At 60.5% G+C, this 26,000-nt stretch carries 23 protein-coding genes; 6 read left to right on the forward strand and 17 right to left on the reverse strand.

The window, feature by feature from the left end; all coding sequences use genetic code 11:
* Positions 1-16 precede the first annotated feature (16 nt).
* The 5 genes from EV130_RS09855 (at position 17) to edd (ending at position 6,972) form a co-directional block, all read left to right on the forward strand.
* Positions 17-1,453, forward strand: a complete 1,437-nt coding sequence (locus EV130_RS09855; protein WP_074060252.1) for a glutamine synthetase family protein — start codon at positions 17-19, stop codon at positions 1,451-1,453.
* 13 nt (positions 1,454-1,466) lie between these two features.
* Positions 1,467-2,765, forward strand: a complete 1,299-nt coding sequence (locus EV130_RS09860; RefSeq protein ID WP_132660133.1) for an NAD(P)/FAD-dependent oxidoreductase — start codon at positions 1,467-1,469, stop codon at positions 2,763-2,765.
* 135 nt (positions 2,766-2,900) lie between these two features.
* On the forward strand, positions 2,901-4,376 hold the full coding sequence (zwf, locus tag EV130_RS09865; RefSeq protein WP_074060250.1) for a glucose-6-phosphate dehydrogenase: 1,476 nt from the start codon (positions 2,901-2,903) through the stop codon (positions 4,374-4,376).
* An 11-nt stretch (positions 4,377-4,387) separates the two neighbouring features.
* A complete protein-coding gene (pgl, locus tag EV130_RS09870) occupies positions 4,388-5,086 on the forward strand; it encodes a 6-phosphogluconolactonase (protein ID WP_132551933.1) in 699 nt (232 codons plus the stop codon).
* Positions 5,087-5,151: 65 nt separating this feature from the next.
* A complete protein-coding gene (edd, locus tag EV130_RS09875) occupies positions 5,152-6,972 on the forward strand; it encodes a phosphogluconate dehydratase (protein ID WP_074060248.1) in 1,821 nt (606 codons plus the stop codon).
* A 52-nt stretch (positions 6,973-7,024) separates the two neighbouring features.
* On the opposite strand, the gene EV130_RS09880 is transcribed toward edd, so the two are convergent.
* The 6 genes from EV130_RS09880 to EV130_RS09905 form a co-directional block, all read right to left on the reverse strand.
* Positions 7,025-7,378, reverse strand: a complete 354-nt coding sequence (locus EV130_RS09880) for a hypothetical protein (protein ID WP_074060247.1) — start codon at positions 7,376-7,378, stop codon at positions 7,025-7,027.
* Between the two features lie 166 nt (positions 7,379-7,544).
* Positions 7,545-8,633, reverse strand: a complete 1,089-nt coding sequence (locus EV130_RS09885) for an ABC transporter ATP-binding protein (protein WP_074060246.1) — start codon at positions 8,631-8,633, stop codon at positions 7,545-7,547.
* 21 nt (positions 8,634-8,654) lie between these two features.
* Positions 8,655-10,307 carry a beta-galactosidase BglA gene (gene bglA / locus EV130_RS09890; RefSeq protein ID WP_074060245.1) on the reverse strand — a complete coding sequence of 551 codons (1,653 nt, stop codon included), beginning with the start codon at positions 10,305-10,307 and terminating at the stop codon, positions 8,655-8,657.
* A gap of 34 nt (positions 10,308-10,341) precedes the next feature.
* Positions 10,342-11,505, reverse strand: a complete 1,164-nt coding sequence (locus tag EV130_RS09895; protein WP_074060244.1) for a carbohydrate ABC transporter permease — start codon at positions 11,503-11,505, stop codon at positions 10,342-10,344.
* A 1-nt stretch (position 11,506) separates the two neighbouring features.
* Complete coding sequence (locus tag EV130_RS09900; protein WP_074060243.1) at positions 11,507-12,520, reverse strand: carbohydrate ABC transporter permease; 1,014 nt, start codon at positions 12,518-12,520, stop codon at positions 11,507-11,509.
* A gap of 164 nt (positions 12,521-12,684) precedes the next feature.
* Positions 12,685-14,046, reverse strand: coding sequence for an ABC transporter substrate-binding protein (locus tag EV130_RS09905; protein WP_132660135.1), 1,362 nt, complete (start codon positions 14,044-14,046; stop codon positions 12,685-12,687).
* 271 nt (positions 14,047-14,317) lie between these two features.
* On the opposite strand from EV130_RS09905, the gene EV130_RS09910 reads away from it, so the two are divergent.
* Positions 14,318-15,340, forward strand: a complete 1,023-nt coding sequence (locus EV130_RS09910; RefSeq protein WP_074060241.1) for a LacI family DNA-binding transcriptional regulator — start codon at positions 14,318-14,320, stop codon at positions 15,338-15,340.
* Positions 15,341-15,343: 3 nt separating this feature from the next.
* Here the strand turns inward: EV130_RS09910 and folD are convergent, their stop codons facing one another.
* The 11 genes from folD to flhA all read right to left on the reverse strand — a co-directional run bounded on the left by folD (position 15,344) and on the right by flhA (position 25,921).
* The gene (gene folD, locus EV130_RS09915; RefSeq protein WP_132551929.1) at positions 15,344-16,243 is read right to left on the reverse strand and encodes a bifunctional methylenetetrahydrofolate dehydrogenase/methenyltetrahydrofolate cyclohydrolase FolD; all 900 of its coding nucleotides are present in this window, start codon (positions 16,241-16,243) and stop codon (positions 15,344-15,346) included.
* A gap of 120 nt (positions 16,244-16,363) precedes the next feature.
* Positions 16,364-18,037, reverse strand: a complete 1,674-nt coding sequence (locus tag EV130_RS09920; RefSeq protein ID WP_245520042.1) for a GumC domain-containing protein — start codon at positions 18,035-18,037, stop codon at positions 16,364-16,366.
* Positions 18,038-18,149: 112 nt separating this feature from the next.
* Positions 18,150-18,992: a WecB/TagA/CpsF family glycosyltransferase gene (locus EV130_RS09925; protein WP_074060238.1), complete on the reverse strand. Its 843-nt coding sequence runs from the start codon at positions 18,990-18,992 to the stop codon at positions 18,150-18,152.
* Positions 18,993-19,443: 451 nt separating this feature from the next.
* Complete coding sequence (locus tag EV130_RS09930; RefSeq protein ID WP_132660137.1) at positions 19,444-19,896, reverse strand: cupin domain-containing protein; 453 nt, start codon at positions 19,894-19,896, stop codon at positions 19,444-19,446.
* Complete coding sequence (locus tag EV130_RS09935) at positions 19,886-20,530, reverse strand: TetR/AcrR family transcriptional regulator (RefSeq protein ID WP_132660139.1); 645 nt, start codon at positions 20,528-20,530, stop codon at positions 19,886-19,888. Before EV130_RS09935 ends, EV130_RS09930 begins: the two co-directional genes overlap by 11 nt.
* A 638-nt stretch (positions 20,531-21,168) precedes the next feature.
* Positions 21,169-21,702 (reverse strand): flagellar basal body-associated FliL family protein, encoded by a 534-nt coding sequence (locus EV130_RS09940; RefSeq protein ID WP_074060234.1) that lies wholly within the window; start codon positions 21,700-21,702, stop codon positions 21,169-21,171.
* Complete coding sequence (locus tag EV130_RS09945) at positions 21,696-22,067, reverse strand: hypothetical protein (RefSeq protein ID WP_074060233.1); 372 nt, start codon at positions 22,065-22,067, stop codon at positions 21,696-21,698. The genes EV130_RS09940 and EV130_RS09945 overlap by 7 nt, the downstream gene beginning before the upstream one ends.
* 11 nt (positions 22,068-22,078) lie before the next feature.
* Positions 22,079-22,636, reverse strand: coding sequence for a rod-binding protein (locus EV130_RS09950; protein WP_132660141.1), 558 nt, complete (start codon positions 22,634-22,636; stop codon positions 22,079-22,081).
* Positions 22,637-22,667: 31 nt separating this feature from the next.
* Positions 22,668-23,081 (reverse strand): hypothetical protein, encoded by a 414-nt coding sequence (locus EV130_RS09955; RefSeq protein WP_074060231.1) that lies wholly within the window; start codon positions 23,079-23,081, stop codon positions 22,668-22,670.
* A 3-nt stretch (positions 23,082-23,084) separates the two neighbouring features.
* Complete coding sequence (locus EV130_RS09960) at positions 23,085-23,837, reverse strand: flagellar biosynthetic protein FliR (protein ID WP_074060230.1); 753 nt, start codon at positions 23,835-23,837, stop codon at positions 23,085-23,087.
* Complete coding sequence (gene flhA, locus EV130_RS09965) at positions 23,834-25,921, reverse strand: flagellar biosynthesis protein FlhA (RefSeq protein ID WP_074060229.1); 2,088 nt, start codon at positions 25,919-25,921, stop codon at positions 23,834-23,836. Before flhA ends, EV130_RS09960 begins: the two co-directional genes overlap by 4 nt.
* Positions 25,922-26,000: the final 79 nt, after the last annotated feature.

Consider the following 26,000-nt stretch of genomic DNA (forward strand, 5'->3'; position numbering starts at 1 on the left):
CGCGAACATGTGTGTCATGTCACCCAAGAAGACGACGCTGAAACCTGCCAGAAACGTGCCTGCCTCTACGAAAATTCCCCCCGATCCCGGATCTTCGCGCGGTGTGGCAAACTGGAAGGAAGCGGCGCAGTGGCTTCGCGCACGCGGCATCGAGGACATCGAGTGCATCACCCCGGATCTTGCCGGCGTTCCGCGCGGCAAGATGATGCCGACATCGAAATTCACGTCCAATACGTCGCTGGCCCTGCCCTCGGCGATCTATCGCCACACGATATCCGGCGAATATCCAGAGGAGACAGAGAGCTTCCGCTACGAGCCTCGCGACAGCGACCTCAAGCTGATGCCCGATCTTTCGACGCTTTCCGTCGTTCCCTGGGAGACCGATCCGACGGCGCAGGTAATCTGCGATATCGTCAACTCGGAAGGCGAGGAGGTTCCCTATACACCGCGCAACCTCCTCAAGCGCATCATGGGACTCTACGCCGAACGCGGCTGGAAGCCGGTCGTGGCGCCAGAGATCGAATTCTATCTCGTCGCCAACAACGACGACCCGGATTATCCATTGCGCCCCCCCAAAGGCCGCTCGGGCCGCTCGATCCTCGGCGGCCAGGGCTATTCGATTGCCGGCATCAACGAGTTCGACGAACTGATCGACGACATCTATCATTTCTCTGAAAAACAGGGCCTCGAGATCGACACGCTGATCCATGAGGAAGGACCGGCTCAGCTTGAGATCAACTTGCGCCATGGCGACCCGATCGAGCTTGCCGACCAGGTCTTCATGTTCAAGCGCACCATCCGAGAGGCTGCGCTGAAACACGATATCTATGCGACGTTCATGGCAAAGCCTATGCAGGGCCAGCCGGGCTCGGCGATGCATATCCACCAGTCGGTCGTCAGCATCGAGACCGGCAAGAACGTCTTTTCCAATGCCGACGGATCGGCTTCGAAGGAGTTCTTCCACTTCATCGGCGGCATGCAGAAATATGTGCCGAGCGCACTTGTGATGCTGGCGCCCTACGTCAATTCCTACCGGCGCCTTGCGCCGGACATGTCCTGCCCGGTCAACAACGCCTGGGGTTACGACAACCGCACCACCGCATTCCGCGTGCCGGTTTCGGACCCGCAGGCACGGCGCGTCGAAAATCGGCTGCCGAGTTCCGATGCCAACCCCTATCTGGCCCTGGCTGCTTCGCTGGCATCGGGCCTTCTCGGCATCACCAGGGAGATCGAACCGACGGCACCGACCGAGGACGCAGCCAATGAGGGGTCGATCGACCTTCCGCGCGGTCTGCTCGAAGCCGTGGCGCTCTTGGAAGACGAACCGGCATTCGAGGAGGTGTTCGGCAAGGAATTCATCGGCCTCTATGCGGGCGTGAAGCGGGGAGAGTTCGAAACCTTCATGCAGGTGATCAGCCCCTGGGAACGCGAATTCCTGCTGCTCAACGTGTGAGGAGGCCGCCCGCATGACGGTGCAAGAAAACTGGCAGAGCCCCATCGCGCCGGGCGTTTCATGGTACCAGGCGACGGTGGGCGAGCGGCCGACCTATCGGGAGCTTGACGGATCGAAGACATGCGACGTCGCCATCGTGGGCGGTGGCTATACCGGCCTGCAGGCGGCATACAATCTGGCGAAAGCCGGCGTCTCGGTCGTGCTGATCGATGCCTGCCGTTTCGGCGACGGGGCATCCGGTCGCAACGGCGGGCAGCTCGGCACCGGCCAGCGCTGGTGGCCGGAGGAACTGGAGGAAAAGATCGGCTACGAGCGTTCCAAAGCGCTCTTCGATCTTGCCGAGGCCTCCAAGAAACACCTGCTCGATTTTGCGACCGAACACCAGATCGATATCGAATTCATGCCCGGCCAGATGAACGTCTCGCACAAGGAGAGCTACAAACGCTTCTACTACGAAAATGCCGAGATCGCCGCCACTCGTTACGATTATCCGCACGTGCGGTTCATGGACAAAGCAGAGACGCAGGAACGCCTCGGCTCCAAACGCTATTACTGCGGCGTGCGCGACATCGGCACCGGCCACATTCATCCGCTGAAACTGCTGATCGGGCTGGCCAGCGTTGCGGCCAATGCCGGAGCGCAGATTTTCGAGATGACCAAGGCAACCGCAATCGGCCAGAGCGGCGGCAAGGTGACGATCGAAACGCCGAAGGGCACGATTGCCGCCAGCCGCGCGCTGATTGCCTGCAACGGCTATATCGGCAATCTGGAGCCGGTGACGGCAAGCCATGTCATGCCGATCCGCTCCTTCATCGGCGCAACCGTGCCGCTCGACAAATATCCTGCCGTGCTTCCCGGTGGCGAAGCCGTCGCCGACTCGCGTTTCGTCGTGCGTTATTTCCGGAAGTCCAGGGATGGCCGGCTGCTTTTCGGCGGGCGGGAAGCCTATACCGCCGACAATCCGCGCGATATCAGCGACCATATCCGCCGCCAGATCGCCGAAATCTATCCGGCCCTGCGCGACATCGAGATCACCCATGCCTGGGGCGGCAGCGTCGGCATAACGATGCCGCGCCAGCCCTTCGTGCGCGAAGTGATGCCCGGCGTCACCTCAATCGGCGGCTATTCGGGCCATGGAGTGATGCTGTCAAATTATTGCGGCAAACTTTATGCAGAAACGGTGCTTGGAAAATCGACCGATCTCGAGCTCTTCAAGGCGCTCGACATTCCGGCATTTCCCGGTGGCGCGGCAATGCGCGCGCCCCTGCTTTTCCTGGCCTTGTCGTGGTTTGCTCTGCGCGACAAGTTTTAAGGGCAACTGCGGGATTTCCTCCCGGGCCAATTCGCATTAAAACCGGGACCCGACAGATTCATTGCATCGCACACTGGCTTTTTTAAATCGATTAGATTAAAACGGCCGCAACCAGCCTGATTGAAAGAAGAGCTCATGAGCAGCCAGATCATTCCCGTCGAACCCTTTGATTATGTCGTCTTCGGCGGCAGCGGCGATCTTGCCGAGCGCAAGCTCCTTCCCGCCCTTTATCACCGCCAGATCGAGGGCCAGTTCAGCGAGCCGACGCGCATTATCGGCGCTTCGCGCAGCCCGCTTTCCGATGACGAATACCGCAAGTTCGCTCAGGATGCCCTCAAGGAACATCTGAAGAAGGGCGAGTATGACGAGGCGGAAGTCGAGACATTCTGCAGGCGCCTCTTTTACGTCTCCGTAGACGCGCGTTCTGACGGCGGCTGGGATCAGCTGAAGAAGCTCCTCGACGAGGGCAAGGACCGCGTCCGCGCCTTCTACCTCGCCGTCGCACCCGGCATCTTCGGCGACATCTCGCAGAAGATCGCCGAACACAAGCTGATCACCAAGTCGACGCGCATCGTCGTCGAAAAGCCGATCGGGCGCGACCTGTCCTCGGCACTGTCACTGAACGATACGATCGGCCGCGTTTTCAAGGAAGAGCAGATCTTCCGTATCGACCACTATCTCGGCAAGGAAACGGTGCAGAACCTGATGGCGCTGCGCTTTGCGAACGCCCTGTACGAGCCGCTGTGGAACGCCAATTACATCGATCACGTGCAGATCACGGTGGCCGAGGCCGTCGGCCTCGAAGGCCGCGCCGGTTACTATGACACCGCCGGCGCATTGCGCGACATGGTGCAGAACCACATTCTGCAGCTCCTGTGCCTGACGGCCATGGAAGTGCCGTCATCGATGGATTCCGAGGCGGTCCGTGACGAGAAGCTGAAGGTCCTGCGCGCCCTGAAGCCGATCGATGCGTCCAATGTCGAGCAGGTCACCGTGCGCGGCCAGTATCGCGCCGGCGCCTCCGGCAGCGGCCCGGTCAAGGGCTACCTCGAAGAGCTCGAAGGCGGCGTTTCCAACACCGAAACCTTCGTTGCCATCAAGGCTGAGATCAACAATTGGCGCTGGGCGGGTGTTCCGTTCTTCATTCGTACCGGCAAGCGCCTTACCGGCCGCATGTCCGAAATCGTCATTACCTTCAAGCCGATCCCGCATGCAATCTTCGACCAGGCTGCCGGCCGCATCAACCAGAACCAGCTCATCATCCGCCTGCAGCCGGACGAAGGCGTCAAGCAATCGCTGATGATCAAGGATCCCGGCCCGGGCGGCATGCGCCTGCGCAACGTCTCGCTCGACATGAGCTTTGCGTCAGCCTTCAATGTGCGCAATCCGGACGCCTATGAGCGCCTGCTGATGGACGTCGTCCGTTCCAACCAGACGCTCTTCATGCGCCGCGACGAAGTTGAAGCTGCCTGGCAGTGGGTCGATCCGATACTCAAGGGTTGGGAGACAACCGGGCAGCTCGTTCAAGGCTATACCGCCGGCACTTGGGGCCCAAGCCAGGCCATCGCGCTCATCGAGCGTGAAGGCCGCACCTGGCACGACAACATCTAGGATCGCGAGCGATGGCAGCAATTTTGCATGACTTTACCAATGCAGCCGAACTTGCAAATGACCTTGCGGACAAGGTGACGGAGCGGCTTTCTGCAGCGATCAAAGCCCGCGCAGCGGCCAGCATCGCCGTTTCCGGCGGCTCGACCCCGAAGGCCTTCTTCCAGGCGCTCTCCGTCCGCGACCTCGACTGGAGCAAGGTGACCGTCACGCTTGTTGACGAGCGCTTCGTTCCCGCCGACAATGAGCGTTCGAACCATCTGCTGGTCGCAAACAATCTGCTGCAGAACAAGGCGAAGGCGGCGCGCTTCCTGCCGCTCTATCGAAAATCAGCCTCTGCCGAAGATGCGGCAAAGCTTGCGACTGCCGAGATGAAAGCGATCGGCAATCCGTTCGATGTGGTGATCCTCGGTATGGGCGGCGACGGCCACACGGCATCGTTCTTTCCCGGCGGCAGCAACCTTGCCGCCGCGCTCGATCCGGCGACGCCACGCGGCATCATCACGATGGAAGCGGAAGGCGCCGGCGAGCCGCGCCTGACCTTCACCTTCTCCAGCCTTCACGATGCCGGCCTCCTTGTGCTTCACATCGAGGGCGCGGGTAAGAAAGATGCGCTGGCGAAAGCACAAGGTACCGGAGAAGAGGCCGAGATGCCGGTCCGGGCCGTTCTGCGCCGGGCGGCTTCCCCGGTCGAAATCTACTGGGCGCCATAAGGCCAAGCCTTCGGGCAGAGCCGCCGAACGTAAAACTTGAGACCAACCAAGGCAGGATACCTCCCATGTCCGCTAACGCACGCATTTCCGCGATCACATCCCGCATCGTCGAACGATCGAAACCGACGCGCGAGCGTTACCTGGAACGCCTGCAGGCCGCCACTTCCAGGGGCGTGAGTCGCTCGATACTCGGCTGCGCCAACCTCGCCCACGGCTTTGCGATCTGTTCCCCCTCCGAAAAGGATGCACTGGCGGGCGACCGCGTGCCCAATCTCGGCATCATAACCGCCTACAACGATATGCTCTCGGCCCATCAGCCGTTCGAGACCTATCCTGCGATCATTCGCGAAGCGGCGGCGCAAGCTGGCGGCATTGCCCAGGTCGCCGGCGGCGTTCCGGCCATGTGCGACGGCGTCACTCAGGGCCAGCCGGGAATGGAGCTGTCGCTCTTTTCCCGCGACCTGATTGCCATGTCTGCCGGCATCGGCCTGTCGCACAACATGTTCGATGCGGCGCTGTTCCTCGGCGTCTGCGACAAGATCGTGCCGGGCCTCGTGATCGCGGCCCTCTCCTTTGGCCACCTGCCCTCGATCTTCGTTCCGGCGGGGCCGATGACCAGCGGACTGCCAAACGACGAGAAGTCTCGTGTCCGCCAGCTCTATGCGGAAGGCAAGGTCGGCCGCGCCGAGCTGCTCGAGGCCGAATCCAAATCCTATCACGGTCCTGGAACCTGCACCTTCTACGGCACGGCAAACTCCAACCAGATGCTGATGGAGATCATGGGCTTCCATCTGCCCGGCTCGTCCTTCATCAATCCGGGTACGCCGCTGCGCGAAGCGCTGACGCGCGAGGCGGCAAAGCGCGCGCTGGCGATCACCGCGCTCGGAAACGAATTCACCCCGGCCGGCGAAATGATCGATGAACGATCCATCGTCAACGGAGTCGTCGGCCTCCACGCAACCGGCGGCTCCACGAACCACACGCTGCATCTCGTCGCCATGGCACGCGCTGCCGGCATCCAGCTCACCTGGCAGGATATTGCCGAACTCTCCGAGGAAATCCCGCTGCTTGCCCGCGTCTATCCGAACGGTCTTGCGGATGTGAACCATTTTCACGCCGCAGGCGGGATGGGCTTTCTCATCAAGGAGCTTTTGAAGAAGGGCATGCTGCACGACGACGTGCGCACGGTTGCCGGCCAGGGTCTCCAGGCCTATACGATCGACGTGCGCCTCGGCGACAACGGCACTGTGGTTCGCGAACCGGCACCGCAAAAGAGCCATGATGGCAAGGTGCTCGCCAGCATCGAAACGCCGTTCCAGGCAAATGGCGGCCTGAAGATGCTGCGCGGCAATCTCGGCAAGGCGGTCATCAAGATCTCCGCGGTGAAGCCGGACCGCCATATCATCGAGGCACCGGCGATCGTCTTTCATAGCCAGCAGGAGCTGCAGGACGCCTTCAAGGAAGGCAAGCTCAATCGCGACTTCGTGGCGGTTGTGCGCTTCCAGGGGCCGAAGGCGAACGGCATGCCGGAGCTTCACAAGCTGACGCCGCCGCTCGGCGTGCTGCAGGACCGCGGCTTCCACGTCGCGCTTTTGACGGACGGACGCATGTCCGGCGCGTCGGGCAAGGTTCCGGCTGCGATCCATGTCACGCCGGAGGCTGTCGAAGGCGGGCCGATCGCCCGCATAAAGGACGGCGACATCATCCGGCTCGATGCGATCCGCGGCACGCTGGAGGTCCTGCTTGATGCCGCCACCCTGGCAGACCGCGAGCCGGTAACGGCAGATCTTTCGGACAATGAATTCGGCATGGGCCGCGAGCTCTTCGCTCCGTTCCGCCGCGCCGTCGGCACCTCCGACCACGGCGCCAGCGTCCTCTTCCACTGACGCAAACAGCCCGCGACGGATCGCGGGCTTGTCCAATTTTGGAAACCTCCGATCAGGCGCGAACGTCTAGAACGTAGTCGCGATGCGCCGGATGCGTGCTGTAGACGAAGATCTTGTTCATTTCCTTCTGCGTCAGCAGGCGCAGGAAGCGAACCTCGATGGTATTGTTGGTGTTCACCCGCATCAGCATGCAGCCGACCTTGGTGATGCGAGCATCGGGAATGTCCAGATAAAACTGCTTGGGCAGGGTGAACTGCGTCAGGATCGCCAAGATCGCGCTGCTCATCGAAATTCGCACGATATCGCAGCGCCGGGACGCCATGTGCATGACGCCCTTTTCGGTGTACTCGATGCGCGCTGCGTTCATCGTATCCTCCATTTTGAACCGCTGTTCGCGGTCGTACATGAAGGATTCTTCCCTGTTGAGAAAATGCCCTGAAGGCAATGGATTGGATGCACCCACGACCCTGATCCCCTTATAACTACAAGGGAAAGCTAGCAGCGGATGTTTAACAGAAAGTGATGATCGCTGCGTTTCAGGCGCTCACAAAGAAACACCCAGAAATAGTCTGCTAGCTTCTGTAAGTGTGGCCCTCGGCATCGAAAAGATGCAGTTTCGAGCGATCAGCAGCGAACCTCATCTTCTGACCTTTCCTGATGTCGGTAATACCCGGCAGCTTGGCGATGATCGGCTCGCCCGGCACCAGGCCTTCGATATAAAGCAGCGTGACCTCGCCGAGCGCTTCGACGATCGAGACCTCGCCTTCGAAGATATAGTCGTCGCCATTGGCGATCTGCAGGTCTTCAGGTCGTACCCCGAAACTTGCCGTCTTGCCGTTTTCGGAGACAGGGGTCGCAATGTCGAGCGTGACCGACCTGCCGCCCTTCAGCGTGATCGTCGTGGTTGGACCCGCCTTGCTGATGGTGGAGGGGATGATGTTCATGGCCGGCGAGCCGATGAACTTCGCGACGAAGAGGTTTGCCGGACGCTCGTAAAGCTCCAGCGGTGCGCCGACCTGCTCGATGTGGCCGGCAGACAGGACGACGATGCGGTCGGCAAGCGTCATCGCCTCGACCTGGTCGTGGGTGACGTAAATCATCGTGGTATCGGCCATCTGCTCATTGAGGCGGGCGATCTCGATACGGGTTGCGACGCGCAATGCTGCGTCGAGGTTCGACAGCGGCTCGTCAAAGAGGAAGACCTTCGGATCGCGGCAGATGGCGCGGCCGATCGCAACGCGCTGGCGCTGGCCACCGGAAAGTGCCTTCGGCAGGCGGTCGAGATAATTGGTAAGCTGCAGGCTATCGGCGGCAGCTCTCACGCGACGGTCGATCTCCTGTTTGCTTTCGCCGGCGATCTTCATGCCGAAAGCCATATTGTCGAAGACGGTCATGTGCGGATAAAGCGCGTAGGACTGGAACACCATGGCGATGCCGCGCTTCGACGGCGGGACGTCGTTGACGAGTTGGCCGTCGATATACATCTCGCCGCCCGTGATGTTCTCAAGGCCCGCGATCATGCGCAACAGCGTGGACTTGCCGCAACCAGACGGCCCCACGAAGACAATGAACTCACCCTGGTTGATTTCCAGGTCGATGCCGTGGAGGACATCCACGGAGCCGTAGGATTTGCGGATTTCCTTCAGAGTAAGTCCAGTCATTTGATGCTCCCCTCCTGATCCTTAGGCGAGACGGGCGAAATACGCCCCCCAAGCCGGAATGTCGATCTTGTCGCCGTAGTTGTTGCTGGTGAAACCATGTCCCGTCAATGCCTGCCATTCTCCCATCGGCAAGCTGACGTTGATTTCAACCGGGCTCATGTTGAAAATGCAGAGCAATTGCTCGTTGCCATATCTGCGCGTGAAGACAAGCGCATCGCCTTGCGGCTGCTCGAACTCGATCTCGCCCTTGGCAAACGCCGGATACTGCTTGCGAAAAGCGAGGAAGCGGCGGTAGTGCTCGAGTACGGAATTCTCGTCGCCCTGCTGCACGCTGACGGCGCGCAGGATATGCTCCACCGGCACCGGCAGCCATGGCGTGACGGTCGAAAAGCCGCCCTGGGAAACCTGCGAGTCCCAGACCATGGGCGTGCGGCAGCCGTCGCGTCCCTTGTATTCCGGCCAGAACTGGATGCCGTACGGATCCTGCAAATCCTGGTAGGCAAGATCGGCTTCGGTGAGGCCGAGCTCCTCTCCTTGATAAAGGCAGACCGAGCCACGCAGTGTCATCAGCAGCGAAGCATATTGCTTGGCAAATGCGTCATGATCGGCGACGAGCGAGCCCCAGCGGCTGACATGACGCATGACGTCGTGGTTGGAAAATGCCCAGCAGGCCCAGCCATCAGGCGCTGCGGCGGCGAAATCGGCCATCACTTCTTCGACCCGCTCCGGCGATAGCGGATCGGGGGCGAGAAACTCGAAGGCATAGCACATATGCATCTTGTCGTTTCCGGAGGTGTATTCGCCGACGATCTCCAGGCCGCGCTGGCTGTCACCTACCTCGCCGACGGCCGCGATTGCCGGAAACTCCTCCAGAACTGCCCGGAAGCGTTTCAGGAACTCCAGGTTCTCCGGCCGGTTCTTGTCGTAGATGTGTTCCTGGAAATTATAGGGATTGACCGCCGGCGCCGTCGAAGCGTTGCGGCGGGCGGGCGGCAGCGCCGGATTGTCGCGCAGCTGCTGGTCGTGGAAATAGAAATTGATCGTATCGAGACGGAATCCGTCGACGCCGCGCGTTAGCCAGAAGCGGACAACATTGAGCAACCGGTCCTGTACTTCCAGATTGTGCAGGTTCATGTCCGGCTGCGAGGTCAGGAAATTGTGCAGGTAATACTGCATGCGGCGCGGATCCCACGCCCATGCCGAGCCGCCGAAAATCGACAGCCAGTTGTTCGGCGGCGCGCCATCCGGCTTTGCATCCGCCCAGACATACCAATCCGCCTTTGCATTCGTCTTGCTGGAGCGGCTCTCGGCAAACCAGGGGTGCTGGTCCGAGCTGTGTGAGATGACAAGGTCGATCATCACCTTGATGCCGAGGCGATGGGCCTCGGCAATCATCGTGTCGAAATCTACCAGAGTGCCGAAAATTGCGTCAACGTTCTCGTAATCCGACACGTCGTAGCCGAAATCGCGCATCGGCGAGGTGAAGAAGGGCGAAATCCAGATCGCGTCGGCACCGAGGCTTGCCACATAGGGCAGGCGGGCGGTTATGCCCTTCAGATCGCCGATGCCGTCGCCGTTTGAATCCTGAAAGGAGCGCGGGTAGATCTGATAGATTACCGCACCGCGCCACCAGTCCTTGTCGACGGTCGAAGTGAATTGAGATGCTATGCTCATGTCTTATCCTGCGGGATGTGTCGTGTTGGTATGATCAGCCTCCCTTGACCGAACCGGCAAGCAGGCCGCGCACCAGATAGCGCTGCAGCCCGAAGAAGACGAGCAGCGGTACGATGATGGTGACGAAGGCCGAAGCCGTCAGGATTTCCCAGTTGCCGCCGCGCGAGCCGAGCAGCGCGTTCAGCGCGCCGGTCAGCACGAGATGCTGCCTGTCGGTGCCCAGGAAGACCATGGCAACCAGCAGGTCGTTCCACACCCAGAGGAACTGGAAGATCGCGAAGGATGCAAGCGCGGGGAAAGAAAGAGGCAAGACGATGCGGACGAAGATTTCGAAATCGCTGGCACCGTCGACGCGCGCAGATTCGATGATCTCCTTCGGCAGCCCTGCGATATAGGCGCGCAGCAGGTAAATGGCCAGCGGCATGCCGAAGGCCGTGTGCGCCAGCCAGATGCCGAGATAGGTCTTGGACGGCGCGTCGAAAGCCGCGCCAACCGTGTTATAGAGGCGCAGCAGCGGGATCAGCGACATCTGCAGCGGCACGACGATGAGGCCGACGACGAGCGCGATCAACAGTGCGCGGCCCGGGAACTCCATCCAGCTCAAGGCGTATGCTGCAAAAGCAGCGATGAGGATCGGAATGATGGTCGCAGGGATCGTCACCGTCAGCGAATTGATGAAGGATTGGCCGATGCCCTCGCCCGTCAAGACCGTCCGGTAGTTCTGCATCGTGAATTCCGGCGGCGTTGCGATCGAAACGTAGACGCGCCGGCCGCCGTCGTCCGGGCCGAAGGGGGCATTCTTCATGTAGCGGTAGGTGCCGTCGCTGTTGACGAGCAACGAGACGCCGTCGCCAAGGTCAGCGGTCTCACCAGCGCTATAGGCAGCGGGCTGCTGGACACGCGTGCCGAAGGCTCTGATCGAACGCCCCTCCTGGCCCTCCAGGACATTGCCGGCGATTACATAGGTCGCACCCTCTTGCTTCTGCTGGTCGGGCTGTCCAAGGCGGGATGCAACGGTACGCGAGGAGCCGGCGAAGGCCGTCCACCAGCCGGAGACGACGAGCTGATCCTTGTCTCGCAACGAGCTGATGAAGATGCCGAGCGTCGGAATCAGCCACAGGATCACGATGACCAGAACGACGAAGTGCACGAAAAGGCGAGCTGGGCCAATCTTGAAGAAATCTCTGGCAAGCGTCATCTCAGTGGCCTCCCAGCTCGCGGTTGGCGCGGCGGACGTTCCAAACCATGATCGGCGTGACAGCCAGCATGATGATGAGGGCGATGACGGCGCTTCGGCCCGAATCGCCGCCTCCGCGGAACATCCAGTTGAACATCAGGTTGGCAAGTACCATCGAGTTCCATTGGCCGTTGGTCATGGTCAAAACGATGTCGAAAACCTTCAGCACGAGAATGGTGATGGTGGTCCATACGACGGCGATCGTCCCCCAGACCTGCGGCACCATGATGCGCCAGAAGATTTGCCAGCCGTTGGCGCCGTCGATGACAGCCGCCTCGATGGTTTCTTCCGGGATACCGCGCAGCGCCGCAGACAGGATGACCATGGCAAAGCCGGTCTGGATCCAGATCAAGATCACCATGAGGAAGAAATTGTTCCAGAACGGCACCGAAATCCACACCTGCGGAGTCCCGCCGAAAAGCTGCACGATCGCGTTCAATAGTCCGATCTGGGTGTCGTTGCCGCCGCGAAACTCGTAGATGAACTTCCAGATGACGGATGCGCCGACAAAGGAGATCGCCATCGGCATGAAGACGATGCTCTTTGCGATGTTGCCCCACCAGATGCGGTCGGTCATCACTGCGATGACCAGGCCGAAGAAGGTGCAGGCCGCCGGAACGACGGCGAGCCAGAGAATGTTGTTAAAGATCGATTGGCGGAATTCACGATCCGAGAAGGCCCACTGGTAATTTGCAAAGCCGACGAACTGCTCGCCGGAGCGATCGTAGAAGGAGAGGATGAAGGTCGCCACGACCGGGTAGACAAGATAGACGACCAGCAAAAACAGCGCCGGCCCGAGAAAGAGCCACGGGCGGATCATCGCGCGGCGGTTCAGATTGCGCGCCGCAGAACGAATGTCGCCATCCTTCACGGGTAGCGCCAGATCCAGGATCTTGTTCGAAAAATAGAAGTAGGCCGAGCAGGCGAATACCGCCACCACCACAACGCCCAACGCGGAAACTATCTGCGACAGCATTCGTCCCTCCCGTGCTACCCTTGTCTATGTTGAAGGGCCGACACCAGTTACCGTCAACTTCTTTATGCGTTTGATCACAGGATCCGGCGTCGACCGGACCTTGACGGGCCCGGTCATTTCTTGGCCAGCAATGCCGCGGCTTTCCCGCGGCACCGGCAATCGCGTTACTTGATGCCGTCCCAGGCGGCCTGGATTTCCTTGCCGGTGTCTTCGGCAGACTTGCCGCCGACGAAATCGACCATGCCTGTCCAGAAGGCGCCAGCGCCGATCTTGCCGGGCATCAGATCCGAACCGTCGAAGCGGAAGGTCGTGGCCGTCGTCAGGATCTCGCCTTCCCGCTTCATCTGCTCGTTGGCATAGGCTGCGGTGTTCACGCCCTTGTACGGCGTCAGGAAGCTCGACTGCGCCATCCAGACCTCGTGGGCGATCGGCGTCTTCAGGAATTCGACGAAAGCGCGGGCGGCCTTCGAATCCTTGGTGATCGTGACGAGCGTGCCGGCACCGAGAACCGGCTTGCCGAGGTCGGCATGCGCCGCATAGGTCGGCATATAGAAGAAGTCGGCGTCCTGACCGAGCTTCGTGCCTTCGGGGAAGAAGGACGGGATGAACGAAGCCTGATGGTGCAGGTAGCACTTCGGCGGTACAGCGAAGAGACCCTTCGGGCTGTCGCGGAAGTCGGTCGAAGCAACGGCCGCAGCACCGCCATCGACATAGCTCTCGTTCTTGGCGAACTTTCCGAATTCTTCGATCGCGGCAACGACGGCCGGATCGGTGAACTTTACTTCGTTCGTGGTCCACTTGTCATAGACATCGGGCTTGTTCATGCGCAGCATGATGTCTTCGATCCAGTCGGTCGCGGGCCAGCCGGTCGCGCCGCCGGAGCCGAGGCCGATGCACCATGGAACGCCACCGTCCTTGACGATCTGGTCCGACAGGGCATGGAGCTCTTCCATCGTGGTCGGAACCTTATATCCAGCTTCCTTGAAGTTTTCCGGGACATACCAGACAAGCGACTTCACGTCGGCCTTGTAAGGGAATGCAAAGTAACCCTCCTTGCCGTCCTTGCCCTTGTAGGTGCCGTATCCGACCCAGCTGTCGCCCGCGCCGTAGTTGTCCTTCACCCATTTGGCGTTCTCCTCGCCCAGCGGCGTCAAGAGGCCCTTGCTGGCGAGATCGGCCAGCAGGCCGGGCTGCGGCAGGATCGCGACGTTCGGAGGCGAGCCCGCCTGTGTGTCGATGACGATCTGCTGTTCGTAGTTTTCGGAGGATGAATAGGTGGCATCGATGCCCGTCGCTTCTGTGAAATAAGCGAGAATGCTGCGGAAGAAAGCCTCATCCTCACCGCGCCACGGCCCGAAGATTGTCAGCGGCTCGCCTTTCAAATCGGCGTGCGCGGCCTTGAACTCCTCATAGCTCTTCCAGTTGAACTTCGTATCCTGACCTGGAGGAAACTTCAGATCGGCAGCAGAAGCTGCCCCGGCAAACAGCGCCGTTATGGCAACCCCCATCAAAAGAATTCTCTTCATGTGATCAACCTCCCATCACAATCCCAACGACGCTTCCCGACTACCGGCAGCAAATTCCAAAGCGCTTTGACACTCATTTCACTTTCGGCAGAAAAGAGTCAAGACATTTCGAGAATGCCGCGGAACCGGGGGCCCGCATCGCCCGTCGAAGCGGCACCTTGAGGGAAATATGGAGCGATTTTCCTTGAGTCAAGCGCCCCAGTTGCTCCATAATTGAAAGCGCTTTGGATGGAGAGTGTGTGTTGAGGGCACTGAGGAGGAAACGCGGCAGGTGAATCTCAAACAGCTCTCGCAATTGCTCGGTCTTTCGCAGACGACGGTCAGCCGTGCACTCAATGGCTATCCAGAAGTCAACGAGGCAACGCGCGAACGTGTGCTTCGCGCCGTCAAGGAGACGGGGTACCGGCCGAACAAGGCGGCTCAGCGTCTTGCGACCGGCAAGGCAGGCTCGATCGGACTGGTAATGCCGATGGCGCCCGGACATCAATCGGATATACATTTCGGCGAGTTTCTGGCCGGCCTTGGAGAAGAAGCCGTCCGGCAGGACTTCCACCTCGTCATCATGCCTTCGGACCCCGACGACGAAGTGGCCGCACTGCGCCGTCTGGCGATCAGCGGCAATGTCGATGCGCTTTTCGTTGCCTCAATGCGCGCTCACGACCCGCGCCTCGCGATGCTGAAATCGCTGGCAATGCCTTTCATCGTGCATGGCCGCTCGTTCGGGTCGGAGCCGGATTATCCCTATCTCGATATCGACAACGAGACTGCCTTCTACGATGGGACGAAACTTTTGCTGCAGCTCGGCCATACGCGATTCGCACTGATGAACGGGCCGGCGCATCTCGACTTTGCGATCCGCCGGAAGAACGGCGTCGTCGCGGCCTTGTCGGAACGGGGGCTGAGCCTTTCGGGAACCTGCGTCAGTCACTCGCTGATGACCGACGAGCAAGGCCTGATCGCGATGGAGCAGTTTCTGCAGATGCCGGAGCGTCCGACTGCCGTCCTATGCTCCAGCACCGTGCTCGCGCTCGGGGCGATCCGCGCCCTGAACCAGGCCGGCCTGAGGCTCGGTGAGGATCTCTCGCTTATCGCCCATGACGACGAGCTGCCGCTTCTGAAGCCAGAGAATTTTTCCGTCCCGCTGACGACGACGCGCTCGTCTCTTCGCGCCGCCGGCGCCCGGATTGCGCAGCGCCTGATCGGCACCGTCAAAGCGATCGGCTCCTATCCGGACCACGAGCTGTGGAAAGCGGAGCTGATCGTCAGGGCCTCGACCGGCCCTGCACCACGATAGGTCTTAAAACTTCGGCGGCGTCTGACCAGCGGCGCGATGGGCGGCAATGACGGTATTGGCCATCAGCATGGCGATCGTCATCGGGCCCACTCCACCTGGAACCGGGGTGATCACCGCGGCAACATTCAATGCTTCTTCGAAGGCGACGTCGCCGACCAGCCGTGTTTTGCCCTCGCCCCTGTCCGGTGCGGCGATGCGGTTGATGCCGACATCGATGACGGTGGCGCCGGGTTTGACCCAATCGGCCTTGACCATCTGCGGACGGCCGACCGCCGCCACCAGGATATCGGCATTGCGGCAGACGGCGGGCAGATCCTTTGTGCGCGAATGGGCGATCGTCACCGTCGCATTGGCATTGAGCAGCAACTGTGCCATCGGCTTGCCAAAGAGGTTCGACCGGCCAATGACCACGGCACTCAGCCCAGACAGGTCCTCACCATGCATTCGGCGCACGAAGACCATGGCACCGGCCGGCGTGCAGGAAACGAGGCCGGTCTCGAGGTCGCCAGTGGCAAGCTTGCCGGCATTGATGACGTGCAGCCCGTCGACATCCTTTTCGGGCAGGATCGACTGGATGATCGGCTCGCTGTTCAGATGCTTCGGCAACGGCAGCTGTACGAGTATGCCATGGATCGACGGATCGGCGTTGAGCGAGGAGACGAGGCCGGCAAGCTCTTCCTGCGTCGTCGCCGCCGACAAGGTGTGCTGCACCGACTTGAAGCCGCACTCCTTGGCCATCCTGCTCTTTGAATTGACGTAGGCGTGGCTTGCCGGATCGTCTCCGACGATCACAACGGCAAGGCCGGTCCTTACGCCGCTCTGCTTTTCCAGCGAAGACGTCGCCATCTTAACTGTTTCGATTATCGACGCGGCTACCTGCTTGCCATTAATCACTGTCGTCACGCGATTCTCCTGCCGTGCCTCGCGCGCAAGCTAGGCTCTCGCCAGCCGCGCTGTTTGCCTCAGAACGCCGTATCCTGTTTAAAAACGGCAAATGCAAGAGCTATGATGCCGCGGCCGAGGTCAACGATGGCCGGCGCCGTGGGTTTGCAGCCTGTCGCGCAGGCCGGCCAGCCGATCGCGCAGCAGCTCGAGTTCACCTTCTGCCGCCTCCGGCTGTTGCGGGACCGTCAGCGTCTCGGCAGAAACGGAGCGCTGTCGCAGGAGGCGCAACCCAAGCATGCCTGCAAGACCGATCGCCATTGCGAGTGCAGCCCCGACGGCAGAGCGAACCGGCAGCCCGGGGCCGGCGGCAACGGCAGTGGTCTGTATTGGCTTGACGGGCGTGATCGGGGCAGCGACGGAAGCCGTCGCCGTAACGGCATCTGCCATGCGCGATCTGGCGGCCTCTGTCTTGTCGCGCAGTTCGGTCAGCCTGGCGAGATCGACGCCGGTGTCCCGGCTCTGGGCGATCAGTATGTTGCGCTGATCGGTCAGCATCTTTCGTGCTTCTGCGGCTGCCTTGAGCGCGGCACCTGCCGCTTGCGCCTGGCGAGCGAGCTCCTTTTCGACCTGGTCCTTGAGGGCGTCAACGACAGCCTGCTGAGCGAGACGGCGCGGATGGCGCGGACCAAGCTCGTTCGAAAGCAGCGACAGCGTCGCCTTCCCGGTCACGTATTTGTCGCGCGCGTCCTGCAGCGCAGGCGAGATCGCATCGAGCGGCAGGGAACCGTTCAGCACATCGCCGGGCTTGGCCGCCTTGAGACGATCGCTCTCTTGCTTGGCAAGCGAGATCCGCTGCTCGGCGATCTTGAGATCGGCGTCAAGCTGGTTGATGCGCTGCTGGAGATCACTTACGACTTTGACGTTGCCTTCGCCGCTGCTTGCGGTGAAGGCGGCCAGCTGCGCCTTTGCATCCTCATAGGACTTGCGCAATCCGGCGCCTGCCTCGGCCGATGCAGTAGGGGCGCTTGACGTCAGCATGTCTGAAAGCCAGGAAGCGATCCGTGAGGACTTTGCGGCTTCGGCCGTCGTGACTTTCAGGTGAACCGTGCCCTCAGTTTCATGCGCATTGGCCTCGACCATTCGGGCAAGTGCTGCTTCCGCGCGCGAGGCCGCGTCGGCGGCTGCACCACTGCCCGAAATGAGATCAAGTGCTACGCCGATCGTGGTTTGGCTTCCGGTGAACTCAAGATCGCGATCGAGCTTCAGCGCCCCGACGGCAGCAGACATGGTGCGGTCGGAAAGCAGGCGTTTCACGGCTGCCGCGATCACGGCGCCGCGCTCGTCTTTTTCCGCCTTCACATGAAATGCCGCCAGCGCCGCAAAATGTGCGGGCTCGGCCGGCATCAGCAGGGGCAGGCCTGCGCCCACCAAGGCAGCAACTGCGATTGTGCCGATCGGCTTGGCCAAACTGCGGCGGCCAACGGGACGAGCGCCGGGATTTGCTGCATCCACCTGGGGGGCCCCGGCAGCCGCCTTCAATCCATGGTGCGGCGGCTCTAAAGAACGGACATCGTTTGCGGCACGCAGCCTTGTTTCGAGGATTGTCTCGATGCGGTCGACCAGATGCGGCGGTTCGGGCGGTCGGTTCCGCTGCAGGTGCTGCTCTTGGAGTGCCTTGCCGATCACCCTCAGCAGTTCGGCCTCCGAGGGGCGAATGAACGGCGTTTGGAGATTTCGCTCTCGTGCACCTTCTTGCGCCGTCGTTGCCGGCCGGCGCCAATCAATGCTGCCCTTTAACCTGCTGTCATACATGACGCCATATCTCACGCGCACGAGCCGAACGCCCGCAGGAAGCGGATGATTAAGGCACTCTAAATAGACATGGCAAAGAAATGGTTAACTGCCGGAGGCAAGAAGCAGGCACTCAGTGAGCCGCCTCGCCCCTTTCCTGCGGTGCCGGCAATGGAGAGCTGTCGTTGCCCGCCTGGCTAAGGATGCGCTCGCGGCGATTGAAGCGGTATTGCATCACGTAAAACAGAAAAACCGGGATGCCGAGCACATATCGCCGCCAGAGGCGGGCTGGCTCCTGCAGCATCCGGTAGGCCCATTCCAGCCGCATCATGCGAACGGTTTCCGGAGCACGGGGAACGACCTCGGAGATGAAATCGAAAAGCGCCCCAACAGTCAGGACAAGCCGGGCGTGGTCGGCGCGAATGTGATGATGCGCCCACTTTTCCTGCAGCGGCGTGCCCATGCCAATGATCAGGATGTCGAGGTCCTGGTGCTCAAGCTCGTCGATGAGCTCCGTCGGATTCTCCTTGTCGAAATAACCGTCCGAGATGACGATGAATTCGTGCCAGGGCGCATGCTTGCGGAAATTCGCTGCGGCTTTTTCGACGACTTCGCGCCTGCCGCCGATCAGGCCGACACGGCGCCGATTTTCCATATAGGTCAGAAGAGCGGGTACGAAGTCAGTGCCATTGAGATTGGCAGGAAACGGCGCCCCATGCGCTATCTTGGAAGCGATGTTGAGGCCGATGCCGTCCGGCAGGACGAGATTTTGCAGGAGGATATCTCGGTATTCGCCGTCGCGCAGCGTCATCAGCATGTTGTGTGCGTTGACGAAGGAGATGACGGTCTGGCCGACTGGAAAAGAAGCAAGCTCGTTGATGAAGACGAGCGCGTCGTCCCATCCAAGATCGCATACCGGCACGTCGAAAATCGTGCGGCGCGATGCAAGAACCGCGAAATTCGCGATCAGGTTCATTCCAACCTCCAGCCAGGGTGCTTCACGCGCCCAACATCCCGGAAAACACAAGATATATTCCGCACCAGCAGGTCTTTACGAACCGGCAGCACCTGCCCGCTTGCAGCAAGTCCGAAATGCTGCATCGGGGGTGTGAGGCCAGCTATAGCAGGTCGGTTTCAAACAACTCTTAGAAAAATCGTTCGAATTCCGCCGCCGCTTTCAAGGTTTTGTTAAGCTCGTGCGCCAAGCAAAACGGGGCGCTCATCATGCTCGCGATGAAAGCTTCGGCTGCGGCCCGTCTATCTGCGCAATGCCGGCAGACTGCTCGACGATGATGTCGACCAGCATCCGAAGCACGGCGACGCCGGCGCGCCGGGAACGATCCGACCCGGTGCGTGAGATGGTCGACCCGCCGCCGCAGCACTGCCACGAACTCAAAATTCCGCGGCCAGTGCTGCAGATCTTGCCCTCAGGCCGCCATCGTCAGTGCGTCGATGTTGTGGCGCTGCATGGCTGCGCCGATTCGAGCGAAATCGGGCTGCGCCTGCGGCTCGGATGTGCCGATATCGCGGAAGAAGGCGATCATGGATCGTTCTACAAGCACCAGCATGCGCACCGGGGCCTGGCTGTCGTTCGAGTAGTTGTGTGGCGCCATCGGTTCGACGCGGATCGAAGTGCCCGCCCCGGCGACCGTCGCCTTGGGCGAACCGCCTGGCGCAAAATGGCGCACTGTCAGCTCGCCCTCGACCACATAGAACATTTCGGGCGAAGCATGGGTGTGGGGCGGCGTGCCCGAGCCCGGCGGAACCTCGACCTCGATCAGTTCAAGGTCGGAGCCGAAAAGACCGCCGAGGAAGCGGGTGCGGTCGGCGACGACCCAGAGGGTCTCGCCGCTGTCGGGGCTATTCACTTCAATCTCCATCGCCTGTCTCCTTTGGTTGCGAGGTTGTGCCCGCCGGAGATTGGCCCGAAGCGACCGCGGACAGGATCACCTCGAGCGCCCAGGATGCGGTCTCACCGGCCTGGGCGCCGGTGAGACCGCCGTAATCCTTCAGGACCTCCCATGCGGAAGCCGATAGAAGAAGATGCGCCAGAGCCTCGACCTTTGCGGTCCCGTCGGCCGGCAGGGAGGCGATGGCGGTCCCCAGCGCGCGCGCAAAACAGGCGCGGCGACGGGCAACCGTGCCCATCCGCATTTCGCGACCCGTGCGAGAATGCAGCGCGGCACGGATCGCAGATTCGTGCGCGTCGAACCGGCGGAAGGCGAGGCGCGGACCTTCGACGATCTCCCGCAGCGTCTCCGGCGAAGCGGATACGCCGATCCGGGCATTCAGCCAGGGCCAGAAGGCAGCGAGCAGTTCATCCTTGGTGGCGAAATGGCGGAACAGGGTCCGCCGCTGCACGCCGGCCTTTCGGGCGATGGCTTCCGTGCCGATCTCGTCCGGGGCGCCGCCAGCCGAATCCATCAGCTCGAACAAGGCGACCAAGATTGCCTCCCGCGTCTCGCGCGTTTTCTTCTCACGCAGAGGACTGTTGTAGGTGCGGACATTGGTCATGCGGGGTTCCCGATATTTCGCAGCACCATCTGTGACATAAAATTTGCGCAGCGTCAATTGGCGCCACAGTTAGTGTCGCGAAATATCGAATCTGAGTGCATGAGACTTTGCGGAAAGCGTGGCTGTGACTTGCGCGCGCCGAAACGAGGCGCCGCTCGTCCTATGCCTCATCAATGACCAAGACCAGACAAGCAGCCTCTTGGGCATAGATAGCCGCTTGCGTCGAACCGCTGAAAGGTCTGCGCCCGCACTGCCGTTTTGGGATGCCGGCATGGGAACCGGTCAGGCGGGTTTTCCAAGCTCTTTGGTGGGCTGCGGCTGCGAGATAAAATCCACTCCTCGCCATTCGGTCCTCGCAAACGCAAATGATCGGCCAACCTGTAAATGCGTTCGAAACGAGCAACCAGCATCTCGATCTATGCCCCTGGTGTCTTAGGGTCACAGTGGCTCGTGATGCGACAGACGTGGCTTTAGGCGTGGTCTGGATGAAGCCGGATGAGAACTCGCAGCCAAGCGACCCGGTTGGAAGGATGCGCACGTTCGATCCCAGCCCGCCTGCCCCCGTCGTCAGCGCAATTTCGGGGCTGTCTGATTCTCAGCATGCAGCTGCGCCGTCAATTTGGGCAAGCCGGCGAAAACTAGTGGGCTGCGCTTGCAGCTTCAGGTGGTGGGGACTGGATGATCTTGACCGGATCGGCCGTGCTCTTCTGATGGCCGGAGGCGTTGGCTTTCACCTCTTCCTTGGAAAGGTAGTCGAGCTGCTCCAGCATGACTTCGGAGACATATTCGCCGCCAAGTTTCTCGTTCATGCCGTTCTTGATCGCGTCGCGCAAGGCCTCAGGATCGAATGATTTCAGCTTGCTGATATCGACCATCTTATTGCCGACGAGCAGGGTGAAAAGCTCGTCGGTGGTCATTTCGGTAAGCGGCAGGGTCAGCCCCTTCACAGTGTCCTTGTTCATCATGAAGGACACGCGAGCGAGGAAGTAACCGGTCACCGCGCCGTCGCCGATGATCGGTACGGTGATTGTCTCGCCCTTCACAAGCTCAAGCTGGCTCTGCTTCGAATCATCCGCCGGCGGAGCCGGTGCAGTCGCCAGCTTCACGGAGAAATAGACCGAAGCAAGCGTGATGGCGCAGACCCAGATGCCTGTCAGGACGAGCTTCACCATCCGGCATCACGCGAAACGAACTGTTCCTGGGAATAGGTGCCGTCGGCATCCGCATCCTGAACGGCATTCTTCAACAGGTCGGCAACTGCACGAACGGCTTCAAGATGCGCTTCAACGCGCCGGGCGTTGAGCGTCAGCTTCTGCTTTAGCCCGTGAAGCTGTTCCAGATGCGACGCAGCAAGCTCGGCCGGGTCCGTATCACGAAAGAGCGTCGACAGCTCATAGAGGCAGCGGCTCTTGTGCGCATTCGAGACCTTGAGATCGAACTGCGGGTCGCTGCCGATCCGCGTGTTCTCGTTGTCAATGATCATTTCCAGACGGCCGAGGACCGACTTGATACGATATTCGTTCGAGATGATTTCCATTTGATCCTCGGTTATGCTTCATTATTGATCTTGGCATCCGCCGTTGGCGTGCCGAACGTCCTGCGCTGGAATTCGTCGATCATGCTGAAGGCGACCTTGCGGTCATCCTGGTCCGCAGACGCGTTCACGATCGCACCCTCCTTCTTGCGAAGCGCCTCGTTATACAGCTGCTTGGCTATGCCGACGCCGTCGCCTTCGGAGATGACGTTGCCGAGTTGCTCGGCCATCATGCCCTTCCAGATGTCACCTGTCGCGCCCTTGCCGTAGACCTGTTCGCTCTCGCTCGGCAGCATGTTCTTGATGAAATTCTGAAGCACCATGGCCTCGAACTTCCGGTAGGTTTCAGGAATCTCCTCAGTCCCGGCGCGGTTCTTGACGTTGTCGAGCCCGGTCTTTTCGGTAACGCCGTCAAGCACCTTGGCAGAAAATCCATCACCGTTTTCGGCAAGGCTCGTTGCCCGAAAGGCGGCGCGGCTCGCTTTCAGTTTCTCCTGGGCCACCTGAACCTCCATCGGGTCGGCGGCTTTGACAACGTCCAGGACCAGATCACTCGGGGGTGAAATCGCCAATGTCACAATCCTCTAAATTAAGTTGCAGGGATTATGGTTTTTGAAGCTTGCTGGAGGCTGGTGTTGCAAATTTCTGATCGATGACGTCATAGACCGCGTTGTCATCGGCCTCGCGCCGTTCGCTTTCAAGGGCGTCCTTCATGCCCTCTTCCAGCCGGTCGCCCTTGGCCCGCTCGCGCTGCAGTCGCATCTCGTGCAGTTGCTGCATGCCGGTCAACTGCTTGTCCTTGGTGCTCAGCCGCTCGAACCGGTCCGCATAGCTTTGCGAAAAGGCACGATGGACCGGATCCATGGAGCCGAGCGCCAGGACGACATTGTCGATCGACTGGTTGACATCGGCACGCTGGCGGCTCGTTTCGGCAAGGTCGTACTCGGCCATCTGCTCCAGGTGCCGCTGGACTGCCACAAGCCGCCTCAGCTTTTCGGAACGGGTCTTCTGCGCCATCCGCTATCTTCCGATGAACACGCTTGGGAAAGACTGTGCATACTGGCTGATCAAGGCGGCGACAGAGAAATAGAACAAAAACAAGCCGCCAAGCAGCATGTAGGGCGTCGAGATGAAGTAAACGGGAATTTGCGGCGCCAGCTTGTTGATGAAGCCGATCGAGACGTTGAACATCATGCTGTAGATGAGGAACGGGCTTGCGAGCCGGAGCATGACGTAGGTCGTCGATTGCAGCGTATCGGTCAGCGATATCAGATTGGCGCGCATATCGGCAATGCCGCCGAAGGGCATCGTCGTGTAGGAATCGATCAGCGCCCGGAACACGATGTGATGGAAGTCCATCATGAAGAGAATCATCATTCCGGCAAAGGTGATGAAACCCGAGAGGCTCGTTTCCATCGAATCCTCGAGGACATCTGCCGCACCCGGTGAGGTGTATCCCACCATCATGGCGATGATGCTGGCGGCGAACTGGAAGCCCAACGTGTAGAGGCGCGCCAGCAAGCCGTACATGACGCCGATCAGCGATTCGCTGACGATGAGACCGATATAGGTCGTGCCGGTATTGCTGACAGCCGGATAAACCGTATCCCAAAGGACCGGCAGCATGGCGATCGAAAGGCCGCCGGCCACGAAGACCCTCAGCAACTCCGGCACGCGCGCCGAGGAAAAGCCTGGCATTGCAAGGACACAGCCGCCGATTCGGCAGAAAACCAGGAAGAGCGCCAGAACAGTCCCTTGCGGGTCGGAAATCATGAAATAGAGCCCAAAATCTTTATCTCGATGCCCTTGGCCAGTTCGACGTGCGAAAGAACCGGAAGCGTGGCGAACAGCCGTTCGATGATCATGCGTACATAGGAGCGTGTTTCCGGCGACGTGACAAGGGCGAATGGCAGGCCGCGATCCATGAATTCACGGATAACCTTCGTTGCCTGCTCGCTGAATTCCTCAAGGCTGCGCGGGTCGATGTCGAATTCGACGACCTCGCCCTTGTTGTCGCGCTTGAGTGCCTGGTGGAAGGCCATGTCCCACTTGCTGCCAAGCCGTAGGACGCGCAGCACGCCATTGTCGGCCAGGTCGCCGCAGAGCTGCTGTGCCATGCGGATGCGAACATGCTCGACGATCTGCTCAGTCTTGCGCACATGCGGCGCAAGCTCGGCCACGGCTTCCAGGATCAGGTGCAGGTTACGGATCGAGACGCGTTCGGCAAGCAGCAGCTTGAGGACCGCCTGCAGGCCCGAATAGGACATATGCGAGGTGCAGATCTCGTCCGCGAGCTTCTTGTACTCGGGATCGAGACGGTCGATCAGAACCTTCACGTCCTTGTAGGAGAGAAGCTGCGGCAAGTTGTTGCGAATGACCTCGCTCATGTGGGTGAGGACCACCGAGACGTTGTCGATCGGCTGGAAACCTTCCCGTTTCAAGTCCTCGGCAAAAGCCTCAAGAATGGAAACCGCCGGCATTCCGAAAGCCGGTTCGCGGATTTCGTCTCCTGGAATGCGCGGCTTTCGGCCGGAGCCGGTGACGACCAAGACTTCGCCGACACGCAGCGCGTTCGATGCCACCGTCGTCCCGTGAATGCGGATCTGGTAGGACTTCTCTGGAATGCCGATATCGTCGGTGACCTTGATCTCCGGAACGACGAAGCCATACTGCGTTGCAAATTTCTTGCGCATCTTGCCGACGCGGAAGGCGAGTTCCTGGTGTGCGCCAAGCAGGCGTGTCGACACCATCTTGCCGAGGGCGAGTTCGATTTCGGAGGTGCGCAGGACCGCTTTGACGGAGTCCTTTTCGAGCTCCTTGGTCTGAACGACCTTCTTCTCCTCCTGCTCGCGGCGGACCTTGTTCTCCGCTTCGATCTGCCTTGGAATGAACCACGCGCCGAAGGCCATGAGACCGCCAAGGAACAGGAAGGGGACCGTCGGCAGGCCGGGCATCAGACCCAGGACCGCCATCAGCACGGCGGAAACGGAAAGCGCGCGCGGATAACCGCTCAGCTGATTGACGACGGCCTGGTCGGTCGAGCCAATGGTGCCACCGCGCGAAACGAGAAGGCCTGCCGCCAGGGAAACGATAAGCGCCGGCATCTGGGAAACCAGGCCGTCGCCGACCGAGAGCTTGACGAAGACGTCGGCGGCTTCGGAAATCGGCATGTCATGGCGGAAATAGCCGATGATGATGCCGCCGAAAATATTGATGCAGGTAATAAGGAGGCCGGCCACCGCATCGCCGCGGACGAATTTGGAGGCACCGTCCATGGCGCCGAAGAAGGAGCTTTCCTCCTCCAACTCCTTGCGGCGGCGCTGCGCCTCCTTCTCGTCGATGATGCCCGCAGAAAGATCGGCGTCGATCGACATCTGCTTGCCGGGGATCGCATCCAGGGTAAAACGCGCGCCGACTTCGGCGATACGCGTCGCACCCTTGGTGATGACGATGAAGTTGATGGTGATCAGGATCAGGAACACGATCAGACCGATGACGAAATCGCCGGACATCACCAGGCTTGCAAAGCCTGCGATCACGCCGCCGGCGGCGTCATGCCCCTCGTTGCCATGCGAAAGGATCACGCGCGTCGTTGCGATGTTCAGCGACAGTCGCGTCATGGTCGCGATCAACAGGATGGTCGGGAAGGACGAGAATTCGAGAGGCTTTTGAATCCAGAGGGCAACCATCAGGATCAGAACGGAGAACGCGATCGAAAAAGCCAGCCCCAAGTCGATCAGAAACGGCGGAATCGGCAGGAAGAGCACGCAGATGATGACCATGATGCCGAGGGCAAAACCGACATCACGAAGGCTCGGAGCAGATTTCGGAAGGGGGAGTGCAGGTGGTTGCGCCATTTCGATTCCGTCTCTTCATGAGAGGAGGCAGGTAAAATCCTGCCCAGTCCGGATCGAGAATTAACCGGCGAAGCTTGCG

Origin of the sequence: Rhizobium azibense (genome assembly GCF_004342325.1) — a bacterium.
Taxonomy (GTDB): Bacteria; Pseudomonadota; Alphaproteobacteria; order Rhizobiales; family Rhizobiaceae; genus Rhizobium; species Rhizobium etli_B.